The organism is Advenella kashmirensis W13003 (assembly GCF_000506985.1).
GTDB lineage: Bacteria > Pseudomonadota > Gammaproteobacteria > Burkholderiales > Burkholderiaceae_B > Advenella > Advenella kashmirensis_A.
The window spans coordinates 375,982-390,205 of record NZ_KI650979.1 but is presented as its reverse complement, the minus strand read 5'-3'; the positions used below and the strand labels follow the sequence as shown (position 1 = coordinate 390,205).

Here is a 14,224-nt window from a genome sequence, read left to right as displayed (position 1 = left end):
CTCGCAACGACCCACCTATTTGGCGACGAGGGAGTGTCTAAGTAGCAGGGCCGAAGCATTGCAGCATATTCCTGGATATCCAGTAAATAAAAAAATATTTTGGGGGCACCGAACGTCCAAAGCGAAATCGATTTTCTCGACTTTTTATAGCAAGAATGTCCGACGATTGGGTTAGCTTCAGACGCGGTTTATTGATATCAGCATCCTCCTTCGCCTTCTACCTTAATTCGTAATCAGACCGCTCTTGTATAGTAGAATCAAGCTAGTCTATTTAAAATGAGTCCCCCACGAGTTTGGCGCACATACATTTTTGTAGGTGTAGATTCCGCTCATGCCAAGAGTAATTACCCATGTCGCGTGCGCTGTCCTTTCCTCAAATTGAAGCATTCAAGGCGGTTGTGCTTACCGGAACGACGGTTGCCGCTGCTCGAATGCTACATACTACACAACCCACGGTTAGCAGGCTGATCAATCAGGCGCAGTCGGCTACCGGTTTGAAACTATTGGTGAATGATCGGGGGCGTCTTCAACTCACCAGGGAAGGTCGCCATCTGTTTGAAATTATCCAGGCAAACTTCCAGGGCATAGGGCGGATAGAGCAGGCTGTGGCGGCTTTGCGCGAGTCGGGTGCAGGCGTCTTTCGGGTCGCTGCCACCCCGTCCCTTGGGCAAAGTTTGCTGCCAGCGGCAATGGAACGATTCGCTCAGCATTATCCACAAGTGCGATTTAATGTCCAAACGCTGGGCAGGCGCCAGATTGAGGATGGTTTGCGCCTGGGATTGTACGATATCGCGTTAACCAATTCGCTGCCGGACGGCGCTGAATTTGAGGGTACTGCGGTCCATAAGGCGCAAGCGGTATGCGTCTCCAGCCTGAATCACCCCTTTGCAAAACGCGACGATGTCACGGTGGCGGATCTTAAAGATCAGGTATTGATCAGTCTGCCAGGCGATGATGCATTGGAGATGGAGTTGCAGGAGGCGTTCAGGAAGAAAGGAATGGTTCATTCCACCAAAATAGAAACCATTTATACCTCTACGATTTGCATCTATGCGTCGCGCGGCCTGGGCGTGGGTATCGTCAATCCATATATGGCATCTGTGTTCAGGGATCGGCTGTGCATCAGGAATTTCCGCCCGAAAATCCGCGTGACGACCTATGCGGTCTTCGCCCGCTTCATGCCGCAATCGGAATTGGCTCAGCATTTCCTGCAGAACGTCGTGGAGTCTTGCGAGGTCGAGCAGTTTGGGGTGTAGATAAGTCACCGCCCGGCATAAGTATCAATGTCGGGCGATGGGTTTCGGTCTCTTAGCGACTGACCAGATCTGATACGTCAATCACGTACATATCACGATCGTGTTCATGCACGGAATCAATGCAGACAGCCAGTCCATCTGCACGCCACCGCGGGTGCAGGTCGCACCGGTTTTCTTTGCTCAGAGACGGATCGGCATAGAATGAACTCAGATCGTGGCGCTTGCCTGTTTCCATATCGAAGAGAAAGAGCACGCGTTCATGTGTTGTGCTGTCCGGGTAGGTATCACTTAGCAACCAGCGGGGGTTGACCGGAGAAAAGGTCATATGGCCGTTTTCGATGAGGATGTCACGCCCGACGACGCTAACCGGACCGTATTCACGATCGTCATAAAGGTGATAATGGATTTCGCCATTATGCGGCCCCCAGACAATGATTTGCTTATCATCCCGCCAAAGCGGGTGCGAAATCTGCCATTCAGACTTTTCATAATCAAACGTTCCGACCTGGGCGGGGTCGAAGTCGTCCGCCAGCTGTGGCAGGGGGTGATCAGAGCACTCAAGCAATCGCAAATCCGATCCGTCGGGGTTCATTGTGATCAGCCGATGCAGGAAACATGTTTCGTCTTTGACCCGTTCGGTCCATCTGTGCAGGAAAAGAACCCGGGTATCGGATGGGTTGATTTCGATATGGCTCACCCAGTGAATCGCTTTGCGCATGGACTCGCGCGGGTGAAATCGGGCAAGATCGGCATAGCTTACTGCCAGCCTGAACCCTCCCGTTGCCAGGTCCATATGCATGATCCCGTCGTCACTCGGGCAGTTTTCCAGATCGGGTTTGAAGCGATCACACGGATAGCCGATGGTTTCGTGCGTGATGTATAGTCGCCGGTAATCCACGCTGAGCGCCCACTGGCCATTGGAGGCTACAACATAAACGGGTAAGGGCAGTGTGCGGCGTTCGCCGCTTTGCACATCAACTATTTCCGAGCCAAAGTACGGGTAACGTGAATCTACATCGTTCGTCCGGATATTGTAGATCGCCTTGGTCTGGCCCTGGTTGCCAAGCCATTGCAATTGGCATCCCATTTGCCAGTTCCAGGTGCTTGTCTGGCCGATTACTTTGAATTGACCGTCGTTTTCCAAGTCGAAATAACCCACATTGGCGACCAAATCTGGCGTCAGGTAGGCATCGCGCCAGGGTACCTGGTTGGCCAGCAGGCGATTGCCGGCGCTGTTCCAGTTCGACTTGTTGTAGTAGCCAAAGAAGTAATGGTTTCCATCCTGGCCCATACTGCGAATGGGAAAATTGGAACGAGAGGTCATGCGGTCTCCGTTTGAGTGGAAAGGTCGACAATCAGATTGCCCGCCGCATCGCAAGAGGCAAAGGCGCCCAAGGGGATGATCAGCGTTGATGAGGCATCTTCGATGATCGCGGGGCCGGCAATTTTTTCGTTTTCTTTCATTGCTTCGCGAGCCAGTGTCGGCGCTGTTCTGCGCGCGCTTTCTGCGCCGATCCACATCTGGCGAGATTTGCTGACATGCTTCCAGACTTGTTTGCCGCTGCCCAAATTCAAGGGCCGCGCTACTTTTTCTTCGATGGCTGCGACACGTAAGTTGATCAGTTCAACATGTTGAACCGGGGGCACTTGGCCGAACACGCGGCCGTAGGCGTCCGCAAACGCCTTTTTGATCTTCGCCGGCGTTTGTTCGTCGAATGGGCCATCCGGCATCCGCGTCAGCAATTCAAAGCCCTGACCGACAAAGCGGATGTCGGCGCTACGCTCAAAGGCGAACGTGGCGCCCGAGACCAACGTTATTTTCATCACTTGTGCTGCGCTCTGTTCGAGTGTTTGAAAGAGCGCTTCCAGTTCCTCTACCGTTACCGAATCCAGTTCGCGGGCCAGGGTAACGGAACGGTCCACTCGTGCGGGTGCGATAAGCAAGCCGATTGCAGACGCTACACCGGCGCCGGGCGGGCAGATGACCCGGTTAATACCCAAGCGTCGCGCCACATCGCATCCATGCAGGGGGCCGCCACCCCCTGTGGCCAGCAGGGCGAAGTTGTGCGCGTCAAAGCCGCGCTCGGCAACGTGCACCCGGGCGGCGGCCGCCATGTTCTCATTGACAATGGCCAGCACGCCATCCGAGGTTTCTTCCGGTCCGATATTGACGACATCGCCCACTGACCGTACCGCTGTTTCGGCGGCATCGGTGCTCAGTTTCATGGTGCCGCCGGCAAAGGTATCCGGATCCAGATGACCCAACATCAGGTTGGCATCGGTGACCGTAGGCTGGGTACCACCGCGCAAATAGCAAGCCGGGCCCGGTTTGGAACTGGCGCTTTTGGGCCCGACTTTGAGCAGTTTCAGGCTGTCCAGATGCGCAATACTGCCGCCACCGGCTCCAATTTCAATCAATTCAACTGTAGCAATGTTGATCGGCAATCCGCTACCGGTTGCGAAACGCTTTTCGCGTCCGGCTTCGAAGGTGTGGGCAAGCAGCGGCAGGTTGTTTTCCACGATCGCCAGCTTGGCCGTCGTCCCGCCCATGTCAAATGCCAGTACGTGGTCAATATTGGAGCGTTTGCTGAAAAAGGCCGCAGCAATCGCACCGGCAGCGGGGCCTGATTCCAGCAGTTGCACGGGAAATTTTCTTGCCTCGCCAACATGAGTCAGCCCGCCGTTGGACAGCATCATGAGCAGGGGACAATGAATATCCATTGTTTTAAGCCGTGCTTCCATGCTTTCAAGGTATTTGTCTGCTATCGGCCGCACGTAGGCATTCGCTGCCGTGGTGGACGTGCGCTCATACTCTCGCATTTGCGGCGAGACTTCGCTGGAGATGGATACATATACATGCGGAAAGCGGGCTTCAACCAGATCCCGGGCACGGCGTTCATGTACGGGATTGGCGTGGGCATGCAAGAACACGATGGCGATGGATTCAACACCCTGGTCCACCAATTGCTGTGCAGCACTAATCACACTGGCTTCATCCAGAGGTGTGTCTATGTTTCCGTTAACGCGCATGCGCTCGCGCGCTTCCATGCGCAGTTCGCGAGGAATAAGGGGACGGGGTAGCTCAATAAAGATGTCGTACAGGTCATACTTGAATTCACGACGCATTTCCAATGTGTCGCGGAATCCTTCGGTCGTGATCAGGCCCGTGGCGACACCACGCCGCTCGATCAGCGCATTGGTGAACAGGGTTGTGGCGTGCACCACGCGGGCAACCTGCTCGCCATTTACCCCTTCGCGTTCAAGAAGAATATCGATGCCGCGGATGGCGCCTTCGGTCGGTTCATCCGGGGTCGTGAGTTCCTTGTGGCTGAAAACGCGCGCGTCCTGATGGTTATAGAGCACGATGTCGGTGAAGGTACCGCCAATGTCGATGCCCAGAGAGTAACTTTCATTTGTCATTTCGTATATCCGCGAACGCGGTCCTGATTCTGCAATTTTGAAGAACGTCTGGCTGGATCGCCATAGCCCCCACCACCTGGCGTACGTAGTACGACCTGCGTTCCCTGGTTGATGATATGTTGTGCCTTAGGATTAACCTTGACGCCGTCGATGAGGATTTCACCTGGCGCGCCTGTAGCGCCGCCATTCATGCCGGGGGCAGCCGATTCCGGTCGGGTGCGCTCCGCCATGAACGAGATGGTGGCTGGGTTTTCCGACAGGCTTTCCAACACGAGCTCTTGCCCCAGGCCGCCGCGATATGCGCCGTTGGCGACATCACAATCTCGATATTGCCGGCGTACGACTTTCAAGGGAGCCACTTGTTCAATGACTTCGACTGGTGTAGAGGAAATGTTGCTCGGCCAGGAAAGTACATCGATCCCGTCGCTCTGTGCGCTTGCGCCATAACCGCCGTTCAAGAAGAACAGGTTCGCAAAGCCTTTGCCATCGGCGCGCACGCCAGCCATATTGACACACCATAGGGGCGATCCGACACTGGCGATCACTTTTTCCGGTACGACCTTGGCAAGTGCCTGCACGACCATGGCCGGCAGGAAGTGGCCGATCAGCGCCCGGGCGCCGCCCGGCGCGGGTGCAACGGAATTCAAGATGCTGCCTGGCGGCGCTGTCACATGCATGGGAACAAGCGTACCGTCATTGTTCGGCACATCCGGGCACAGTACGGCCTTGAGCCCATACGAGGTATAGGCCGTGGTGTAGGCAAGGCACACATTGATAGACTTTTGTACTTGTGGGTCGGATCCCGCATAGTCTACCGTCACTTCGTCGCCGTGAATCGTCAGCGCCATCTTAAGCTTGATGGGTTTATCTATACCATCGCTGGTCGCTTCTGCGTGATAGGTTCCATCCGGAATGGCATTGATGGCATTGCGCATCGCCTGTTCGCAACGGCCGCGCAGTTCGCCGGACAGCTCATCGAGCGAGTCCAGTTGGTACTCGGTCATGAGCTCAATCACATTGCGTTCGATCAGCGACAGGCCGGTAAATTGCGCATACAAGTCGCCCATCACCTGGTCCGGCACGCGTACGTTCTGACGCAATATCTGTTCCAGAGTCGGGTCCATTTTCCCGGCTCTCATCACCTTCATGACAGGGATTTGCAGGCCTTCCTCGAAGACCGATGTCGCATCGGCTGATCGCACGCGGCCGCCGATGTCCGGTGCATGGGCGACCGAGCCGGCCCACGATACGATGCGGCCATTCTGAAAAATGGGCTTGCCAACGGTGATGTCAGGCAAGTGGCCCGTGCCCAGCCATGGGTCATTGGTGATAATGATATCGCCGTCTTCAAGCTGCTCTTCGGGGAATTTTTCCAGAAAACACCGGATGGTTCGAGGCGCCGTGCCGATGAAAGAGGGGATCCCGTTGGAGGCCTGGGCGATGGAGTTGCCTTTGGCGTCGGTAATCACGCAGGCAAAGTCATTGGATTCCCGTACGATAGACGAAAAAGAAGTCCGTACCAGAGAGGCTGCCGCTTCATCAACCGTGGAGATCAGTCGGCGCCATAATAATTCAAGCGTAATGCTGTTCAGTTTTGAGTGCTTCATTGGGCATGTATACCGGCGACATTAATCACCTTCTTCCATTTAATCGTTTCTTCAGACACAAACTTGCGTGCGTCCGCTTCGGAGCCGCCGATAATGGCGAGCGCTTGTCCTTTCCATGTTTGCTTCATGTTTTCCGCGTGTAGAATTTCATTGATATCCTGGTTTAGACGTTGAACAATATTTTCCGGAACACCGGACCCGGTGGCGATCGTGAACCAGCCCGTGCCATCGAAGCCCGGGTACCCCAGTTCGCTGACCGTGGGCAGATCGGGCAGTTCTTCGCTTCTTTCTTTGCTCGTGACGGCAAGGGCGCGAATTTTTCCTGATTTGATAATGGGAATGGAGGTGGTCGCCAGTTCAGTCATGAGATCGATCTGTCCGCCCATCAGGTCCGTCATCGCCATGGAGCTGCCTTTGTAAGGCACATGGGTGAATTTCACCCCGGTTGCCTGCTGTAATAATTCCCCCACCATATGCGTGGATGAACCTGTGCCTGCAGAACCGAAATTGAGCTTCCCTGGGTTTGCGCGTGCATAGTCCAGGAGTTCTTTAAAGGTTTTGAAGGGCAGGTTCGGGTTGACGACGACGGTACATGGAACAGCACCCAGAATGGAAATGGGCTGAAGGTCTTTGACCGGGTCGTAGGGCAGGTTTTTGTATACGGAATAGGCTGAGTGAATGCCTATCGTCCCTAGCAATAACGTTTTTCCATCAGGCCTGGCGGTGGCAACGGTGCGAGCGCCGATGTTCCCCCCCATGCCTGGCCTGTTTTCGACTACGAAAGGTTGTCCATATTTTTCCGACAGTTCCTTGCCGATCGATCTGGCCAGCACATCAGCGGTACCGCCCGGCGAAAACGGCGCAACAATAGTGACCGGGCCGTCAAAGAAATCTGCCGCCAAGGCACGTGCGGCAGGCAAAGCGCCGGCAAGCAGCAAGAGCGCTGCGCGTCGTGTTATTTGCATGTTTGTCTCCTAGAAAATTGTCTTGTGCGGACAGTGTAGGAGCAATTGGATATATCAACAAATTCTTTTATTATTGTTATCTATGCGTTTTTGATATAGGTAAGGATTCGAAATTCTATGCAGCCAGGGGATGGGCCTAACGCGCTAAGCGCCAATTTCACAGAACGGTACACTCAGAGGCAAACGTCCTTCCAGCAACGCACATCGTCACCGCTTCGAAACACTGCGGCATGCCAATCGTGTTATTGGAGAGTGGGTACGCTACTCCACATAGACCGCAAACCGCTGCAACTGCGCCTCGCTCTTCTTAATCTCCTGCAAACTCTTCTTCCCCCCTCTGGCCACAAGCATGGCAACCAGAATCTGCGCAATAGACATCGCGGGAACCACGGACGGAAATAATGATGGCGTTCTATTAGGAACGATCACCAGCGCATGCGACTGTTTGGCGATGGGGGAAAGGGTGCTGTCGGTCACGCTGACAATCCGCATCCCTTGCTGGCGCGCAAATTCGACGGCTGACACGGAATCTCTCGCATAAGGGTTGTAGGTGAAGACGAGCAGGGCATCTTCGCTGCCTCCTTCTCGCAGATCGTCGGAAAACGTTCCGGCAATGCCCATGAGAAGACGGGTATTGTGCATGAACATGCCGCACGCGTAGTTGAAATAGAACGCGGCAGGGAACAGGCTGCGCAGCCCCGCAACATAGATGCGGCGCGCCTTTCCCAGTATGTCGCTGGCGTTCTTGATTGACGCCAGCGTGTCTGGCGTGGTCAATTGCGTCAAGTGGGCGTCGTCCGCATGGAGCAGTTCCCGGATCAGCTTTTCCGCCTCATCGCTGCCGCTGCGTTTCTGCAGTGCCGTGGCGCGTTCTGAAAACGAACTGCTGCCCTCTGTCAGCCAGGTTCTGTATACCGAACGAAACGACTCATAGCCGTCGAACCCCAGCTCCCGGGCCAGCCTGTGCATGGTGCTGGACTGCAGGCCGGCGCTGCTTGCGATGGTCCGCATTGAATTCAAGGCCATATCCTTGGGATTGTCCATAACATAGCGCGCGGCGCGCTGCAGTACGGGTGACAGGCTCTGATATCGCTCTTCAATCAATCGGTCTACGCTGTGCTTGTCCATGTCCTTCTCTCGCTACTTGCCAATTTTCGCATTCTACAGGATGGAAGCGTTGACCTGCTCGATTGAGGCATCGACCGCCTGTGCCAGTATGTCGACCGCATCCGTTAGTTCCGCGCGGTTCGTGATGTAAGGAGGCGCAAGCAGGACATGGTCGCCGCGTATGCCGTCAATGGTGCCTCCTCCCGGATAGCACAATAGTCCTCTTGCATGTGCTTCCTGCTTGATTCGCGCATGTAATTGAAGCTGTGCATCGAACGGCAAACGATTGTCGCGCTCAAGCACCAGTTCGATGGCCTGGAACAGGCCCCGGCCGCGAATGTCGCCAACATGAGGATGGTCGCCGAATCGCTCGACCAGCAGGGTATGCAGATAATCGCCCAATTGCGCCGACTGCTGCACCAGCCTGTCGCGTTGTACGATTCGTTGCACCGCCAATGCCGCGGCGCATGCAACCGGGTGCCCGATGTAAGTATGGCCATGCTGAAACGCACCCGATCCGGAATGGATCGCTTCGATCACGCGGTCATGAGCAATGATGGCGCCGATGGGCTGGTAACCGCCGCCCAATCCTTTGGCCAGGGTAAGGATGTCCGGAACCACGCCTTCTGCCTCAAAGGCATGATACGAGCCGGTTCGGCCCAGGCCGCACATTACTTCGTCCAGGACCAGTAAAACGCCATAGCGATCACAGACTTCGCGAATTTTTTTGAAGTACCCGGGTACCGCGCATACTGCCCCCGCTGTCGCTCCCACTACGGTTTCGGCGACAAAGGCAGCAACCGTGTCGGGGCCGAGCTTGACAATCTGGTCTTCCAGTTCCTGCGCGAGTCGCGTGCTGTAGTCTTCGTCGGAAAGATTGTCCTCCTGCTCATGGTAAGGAAAGCAGGGCGATACATGATAGGTGTCGATCAATAGGGGCTGATAGAGTGCGCGCCGCCCGACATGGCCGCCAATGGCCAGTGCACCCAACGTATTGCCATGATAGCTTTGGCGGCGGGAGATGATGTGGCGGCGCGACGGTTCGCCTCGTTCCACATGGAATTGGCGAGCCATTTTCAGCGCACATTCCATGGCTTCCGACCCGCCCGATACGAAATACACGTTAGCGAGCCCGGCCGGTGATTGATTCACCAATGTATCGGCCAGTTCTTCTGCGGGCTCGGAGGTGAAAAAGCTGGTGTGGGCATACTCGAGCTTTTGCAGCTGTTCTGTGATCGCACCGATGACTTCTGCATTGCCATGCCCCAGGCACGAGACCGCCGCGCCGCCCGATGCGTCGTAATAGCGGCGATTGTTGGTATCGATAAGGAAGCATCCTGCTCCTTCGCGCGCGACGGGCATGGATTTACGAGGATTTCGATGAATAATGCGTGTCATAGGATTCCCAAGAAATAACGGCTTTCTCACTGGTCACTAAAAGAAGGAGCTTGACCATTTGCTTTATGGATCATATGATATATTTAATATTAAAATAGATCAAACGATCCATTGACGATGATTGGATGGATCGACAGAACAGGGAGATCCGCAAATGAAAGTCGCGTCAGTACAAATGCATAGTACGGACAACGTTCAGGAGAACATCGGGAAGGCATGCCGATATATTGACGAGGCGGCCGTAAAGGGCGCTGACCTGGTCGTACTCCCTGAGTTCTTCAACACGATATTTTTCGCCCAGTATCAGGATCGGGCGTATCATCAATTGGCCGAAGCCGACACGGGCCGTACGATCACGGCTGTTCGGGAAGCGGCGCAGCGCAACGGTATTGCGGTGGTCGCCACGATCTACGAAAAAGAAGAGGCCGGCTTGTATTTCGATACTGCCATGCACATTGACCGCACTGGTGCCATCGTATTCAAGTACCGCAAAGTCCATCCGGCAGCAGTGCTCAGTCTGGAGAAAATCTATTTCCGGTATGGCACGCGCTTTGACACGTATCCATTCGAAGAATGGCGTGTTGGCATCGGCATATGCTACGACATGGGATTTCCGGAAACCGCGCGTTGCCTGGCCGTCAATGGGGCAGAGTTACTTATCGCGCCATATGCCACGTCACGCGTGAATATGTTCCAGGAAGTGCTCAGGACGCGTGCCTTCGAAAACGGCTGCTATTTGGTCGCCGCCAATAAAGTGGGTCTTGAAGGGGACTGGACGTTTGGCGGACACAGCCTCATCGCGGCCCCGAACGGCGCCATATTGCAAACGGCCGATGGGCAATCGGAAGCCTTGCTGGTTGCGGACATCGATCGGACTCAGGTGGACGAGGCGCGCATTGCCTACCCCAGCCGCCGGGATCGACGCCCGGACCTTTACCGGCATCTGGTGAAAGAAGCAGATGCCGACCTTTGAATGCAGGCAGACAAACGCCTGCGCTGCGCAAAGCCAGCCCAGGAGCGCTACTATAACGGAGGAGTATCATGCGACATACAATTGGTTCCGATAAATACAGCAAGGCGCGGCGCGCAGGCAAGAAATGGGCCGCGTTCACAATGGCAGTCGCCGGCTCCTGCTTTGCGTTCACCGCGCACTCGGCAGACGATTGGCCAAGCCGTCCGATACAAATTATCGTGCCCTTCGGGCCGGGTGGAACGACAGACCTGCTTGCCCGGCTGGTGGCAGATGGGCTCTCCAAGAGCCTGAAGCAAAGCGTCGTCGTTGAAAACAAACCTGGAGCGGGAGGCAATATAGGTGCTGCGGCGGTGGCCCATGCCAAACCCGATGGCTATACATTGCTCATGGGAACGCCAGGGCCTTTGGCGATCAACGCCAACATTTACCCTGATATGGGTTACAAGCCCGAGACGGACTTTGCGGCGGTTTCCTATGTGGCTGACGTACCCAATGTCATTCTGACCAACCCTGCAACAGGAATCAAAAATATCGAAGAGTTGCTCGCGGCTGCGAAGGAGCGACCCGGCAAGTTGAATTGGGGCTCGCCTGGTGTTGGCAGCACGGGTCATATTCAGCTGGAGCTGCTCAAGCAATTGGCCGGAGTGGACATTACACACGTCCCCTACAAGGGCGCAAGCCAGTCCAAGGCCGATTTGCTCGCCGGGCACATCCAGCTCTCAGGCGATAATGTTCCCACTGCCCTCGAGCAGATCCGATCGGGCAAGCTGGTTGCGCTGGGTGTGGCGAGCGAGAATGAACTGCCTGTATTGCCCGGTGTGGCGCCAGTCGGCAAATCGGTGCCTGGCTATGTATTGCAGTCATGGTTTGTTATCGTGGCACCGGCCGCGACGCCTAAACCTGTGGTTGATCGGCTCAGTGCTACTATCGACGCATATATGAAAGAGCCTGCAGTGCACGAGCAGTTCCAGAAACTGGGCGCGACACCCGTAGGCGGTCCACCGGAGCGATTGGCCAAGCAATTGGCTTCAGAGCAGACGCGTTATCGGGACGTAATGGCCAAGATGAAGGAAACAAAATAGTGACGACAAAATTTTCTCCTCCTCACGGCAGACGCAAGCGCCTTGCGGTGGCACGATTCTGGTACGAAGGGAATGCGTTCGGGCCCGTACCGGCGACGATGGAGCAGTTCAGGCAGTATGAATGGCAGGCCGGCCCCGAAGTGTTGAGTCAATCAGCGGGGACCGCGACCGAGATGGGCGCTGTCGCCGCGTTTGCGCAGCAGCATCCCGATTGGGAGGTGGTTGTCCTGCGCTGCGCCGCCGCCTTGCCGGCAGGGCCCATTGCTGAATCCGTATTCGATCAATATGTATCAGAAGTCAAAGAAGGGCTCTTACTTGGCCTGACCCAGGGTGGATGGGATGCCATGTATCTATCGCTTCATGGCGCGGCGATCACGAATGAAAGGGAAACGCCGGAGCTGGATTTTGTCCGCATGGTACGCAGCATGCTGCCCGATGTGCCGCTGGGCGCCAGCTTTGATCTGCATGGCAATATGCCGTCCGAATGGGCAGATGTGCTCGACTTCGCATCCGTTTACCGTACGCATCCGCATATTGACATGGCAGCCACGGCCGATCGGGTGCTCGAAGGCCTCGTGGCCTGGGTGACGCAAGGCTTGCGCACCCGGCTGGTGCTGCGTAACGAAGGTATCGTCTTGCCCAGCATCAATATGCGTACTCAGGCAGGACCGATGCATGCGCTGGAGCAGATGGCTCGCGATGTTACTGTGGCGCCGGTGTTGGAAGTGTGTGTTTTTGGCGGATTTCCCTATTCCGATACGGCGGCCACGGGTTCCTCTGTCATGGCGATCAGTGATGCGCGCGTGGATCCTCAGGGGAAGGCGGCGACGGCGGCGGCAGAGCGAGTCCTTGATCAGGTTCGTTCGCTGGCGGATCAGTTTCGAATTGAACTGCCTTCTCCTGCGGATGCCGTTTCTGCAGCATTGGCGTCTTCAAAGCCTGGCCTTATCGCCGTTACAGACTCAGGCGATAACCCATTGTCGGGCGGCGGTGGCGACACGCCGGCATTGTTTCGTGCATTAATAGAGGCGCAGCCGAGCGTTTCCTGTCTGTTTGCCAGTTTTGTCGACCCCGAGATCGTGCGTCGCGTACAAGCGGCAAAGTCTGGGGCAGTGCTTGATGTTCGCCTGGGTGGCCGTTATGGGTCGCATTTTGGAGAGGGCGTGAATGTGCAAGTCCGGGTAGATGCGTTGACAGACGGCGTCTTTCGCAATTCCGGCCCCATGCATACGGGAGTGGAGCGCCATTGCGGTAACACGGTCATTCTTCGTTTGACGCAGCTACCGGACGTCCGTGTGATCGTCACCGAACGTGTCGTGGCTGCGGATGATCCTTCCTTCTATGCGTTGCATGGGATTGACCTGGCTCAACTGCGTTTACTGTGTGTAAAAGCGAAAAATCACTTTCGTGCTGCTTTCGCGGAGCGATGCGCGGAGATCATTGATTGCGATGCACCTGGCCCGGCATGCCAGGATTTGTCGGCGCTCCCATTTCGTCATGACCGTATCGCAGCAGGGTACTGATCCAGAGTTACCCCGCATTGCGCAGCGTACCCCTCAAGCGCATTCGGCCATGCAGGTGTCCAGCCACTGGCCCGAAGCCTCGCGTTCGACAGCCGCTTGCCACTGGGGGCCCGTAATTGCCGGGCGGGCAAGGAGGCGCCTATCAACTGCGCCAGGGCGTCATACAGTTCCGCGGTCGGCATCGGGCAATCATCCGTTCCTATATAAAGCGGCTGGGGATCGGAGATCGTCAGCAGATGCGCGCAGGCCTTCGCGGCATCGTCAATGTGAATCCGGTTCGCCCAATGGCCGGGCCCGTCCGGTGCGGTGATCGTTCCTGCCTGTAATCCTTCGAGCAACTTCAATCGTCCCGGGCCGTACAGGCCGGACAGACGCAGGGCGACGCCGGTACCTGGCGGCAGCAATGCATGCAGCGTGGCTTCCGCTTCCAGAATCGAGTTGCCGCGGAAGTTCGTCTGCTGTACGGGGGTATTTTCGTCGACCCAGTCATCGGATGGACTCCATACGGCGGATGACCCCACCAGTACACAGCGCTGCAGCCTGTCCAGGGTGCCGGGAGGCAGGCTACCCAGCAATCTCGGGAGGCCCTGCGAGTAAACCCCCGCGTATTGATCCATTGTCCTGCTGTCGGGCGAGGGGGCATACAGAATATGGGTGAGCCCGGAGAATTCGTCCGTACCCAGGAAAGAGAGGCTTTCGGGGTTCAATAGATCGGCCTGGCGCCAGGAAATGGTGTTTTCGCCAATTGGCTGCACCCTGCTGCGGCGCAGGCCGATGCACTTCCAATGGGCCGGATCGAGCAATTTGGCTGTCCGTTCACACAAGTCGCCGCCGACCAGCAGAAGAGTTTTCATAGTGATGACGTAATTACATATGTAATGCAGTGAATGAGT

General features: G+C 56.0%; 11 protein-coding genes. 4 read left to right on the top strand and 7 right to left on the bottom strand.

Going from position 1 to position 14,224, the window contains the following annotated elements; all coding sequences use genetic code 11:
* Positions 1-350 precede the first annotated feature (350 nt).
* Entirely contained in the window at positions 351-1,256 is a 906-nt protein-coding gene (locus tag W822_RS25965; RefSeq protein WP_024003430.1) for a LysR family transcriptional regulator, read from the top strand.
* Positions 1,257-1,308: 52 nt separating this feature from the next.
* On the opposite strand, the gene W822_RS25960 is transcribed toward W822_RS25965, so the two are convergent.
* The 6 genes from W822_RS25960 to W822_RS25935 form a co-directional block, all read right to left on the bottom strand.
* Positions 1,309-2,580 (bottom strand): hypothetical protein, encoded by a 1,272-nt coding sequence (locus W822_RS25960; RefSeq protein ID WP_024003429.1) that lies wholly within the window; start codon positions 2,578-2,580, stop codon positions 1,309-1,311.
* Positions 2,577-4,676 carry a hydantoinase/oxoprolinase family protein gene (locus W822_RS25955; protein WP_024003428.1) on the bottom strand — a complete coding sequence of 700 codons (2,100 nt, stop codon included), beginning with the start codon at positions 4,674-4,676 and terminating at the stop codon, positions 2,577-2,579. The genes W822_RS25960 and W822_RS25955 overlap by 4 nt, the downstream gene beginning before the upstream one ends.
* A complete protein-coding gene (locus tag W822_RS25950) occupies positions 4,673-6,283 on the bottom strand; it encodes a hydantoinase B/oxoprolinase family protein (RefSeq protein ID WP_024003427.1) in 1,611 nt (536 codons plus the stop codon). The genes W822_RS25955 and W822_RS25950 overlap by 4 nt, the downstream gene beginning before the upstream one ends.
* Positions 6,280-7,248 carry a Bug family tripartite tricarboxylate transporter substrate binding protein gene (locus W822_RS25945; protein ID WP_024003426.1) on the bottom strand — a complete coding sequence of 323 codons (969 nt, stop codon included), beginning with the start codon at positions 7,246-7,248 and terminating at the stop codon, positions 6,280-6,282. Before W822_RS25945 ends, W822_RS25950 begins: the two co-directional genes overlap by 4 nt.
* A gap of 261 nt (positions 7,249-7,509) precedes the next feature.
* Entirely contained in the window at positions 7,510-8,376 is an 867-nt protein-coding gene (locus W822_RS25940) for a MurR/RpiR family transcriptional regulator (protein ID WP_024003425.1), read from the bottom strand.
* 33 nt (positions 8,377-8,409) lie between these two features.
* Complete coding sequence (locus W822_RS25935; RefSeq protein WP_024003424.1) at positions 8,410-9,753, bottom strand: aspartate aminotransferase family protein; 1,344 nt, start codon at positions 9,751-9,753, stop codon at positions 8,410-8,412.
* A gap of 154 nt (positions 9,754-9,907) precedes the next feature.
* Here W822_RS25935 and W822_RS25930 point away from each other — a divergent pair, with 154 nt between their 5' ends.
* The 3 genes from W822_RS25930 (at position 9,908) to W822_RS25920 (ending at position 13,331) form a co-directional block, all read left to right on the top strand.
* Positions 9,908-10,726 carry a carbon-nitrogen hydrolase family protein gene (locus W822_RS25930; RefSeq protein ID WP_024003423.1) on the top strand — a complete coding sequence of 273 codons (819 nt, stop codon included), beginning with the start codon at positions 9,908-9,910 and terminating at the stop codon, positions 10,724-10,726.
* A 68-nt stretch (positions 10,727-10,794) separates the two neighbouring features.
* On the top strand, positions 10,795-11,808 hold the full coding sequence (locus W822_RS25925; RefSeq protein WP_024003422.1) for a Bug family tripartite tricarboxylate transporter substrate binding protein: 1,014 nt from the start codon (positions 10,795-10,797) through the stop codon (positions 11,806-11,808).
* Entirely contained in the window at positions 11,808-13,331 is a 1,524-nt protein-coding gene (locus W822_RS25920; protein ID WP_024003421.1) for a M81 family metallopeptidase, read from the top strand. Before W822_RS25925 ends, W822_RS25920 begins: the two co-directional genes overlap by 1 nt.
* On the opposite strand, the gene W822_RS25915 is transcribed toward W822_RS25920, so the two are convergent.
* Positions 13,304-14,185, bottom strand: coding sequence for a Rossmann-fold NAD(P)-binding domain-containing protein (locus tag W822_RS25915; RefSeq protein ID WP_051401575.1), 882 nt, complete (start codon positions 14,183-14,185; stop codon positions 13,304-13,306). The genes W822_RS25920 and W822_RS25915 overlap by 28 nt on opposite strands.
* Positions 14,186-14,224 lie beyond the last annotated feature (39 nt).

Excerpts from the sequence above, each read along its gene's own strand:
- W822_RS25965 (WP_024003430.1), top strand. The coding sequence starts at position 351 with ATGTCGCGTGCGCTGTCCTTTCCTCAAATTGAAGCATTCAAGGCGGTT.
- W822_RS25960 (WP_024003429.1), bottom strand. The coding sequence starts at position 2,580 with ATGACCTCTCGTTCCAATTTTCCCATTCGCAGTATGGGCCAGGATGGA.
- W822_RS25955 (WP_024003428.1), bottom strand. The coding sequence starts at position 4,676 with ATGACAAATGAAAGTTACTCTCTGGGCATCGACATTGGCGGTACCTTC.
- W822_RS25950 (WP_024003427.1), bottom strand. The coding sequence starts at position 6,283 with ATGAAGCACTCAAAACTGAACAGCATTACGCTTGAATTATTATGGCGC.
- W822_RS25945 (WP_024003426.1), bottom strand. The coding sequence starts at position 7,248 with ATGCAAATAACACGACGCGCAGCGCTCTTGCTGCTTGCCGGCGCTTTG.
- W822_RS25940 (WP_024003425.1), bottom strand. The coding sequence starts at position 8,376 with ATGGACAAGCACAGCGTAGACCGATTGATTGAAGAGCGATATCAGAGC.
- W822_RS25935 (WP_024003424.1), bottom strand. The coding sequence starts at position 9,753 with ATGACACGCATTATTCATCGAAATCCTCGTAAATCCATGCCCGTCGCG.
- W822_RS25930 (WP_024003423.1), top strand. The coding sequence starts at position 9,908 with ATGAAAGTCGCGTCAGTACAAATGCATAGTACGGACAACGTTCAGGAG.
- W822_RS25925 (WP_024003422.1), top strand. The coding sequence starts at position 10,795 with ATGCGACATACAATTGGTTCCGATAAATACAGCAAGGCGCGGCGCGCA.
- W822_RS25915 (WP_051401575.1), bottom strand. The coding sequence starts at position 14,185 with ATGAAAACTCTTCTGCTGGTCGGCGGCGACTTGTGTGAACGGACAGCC.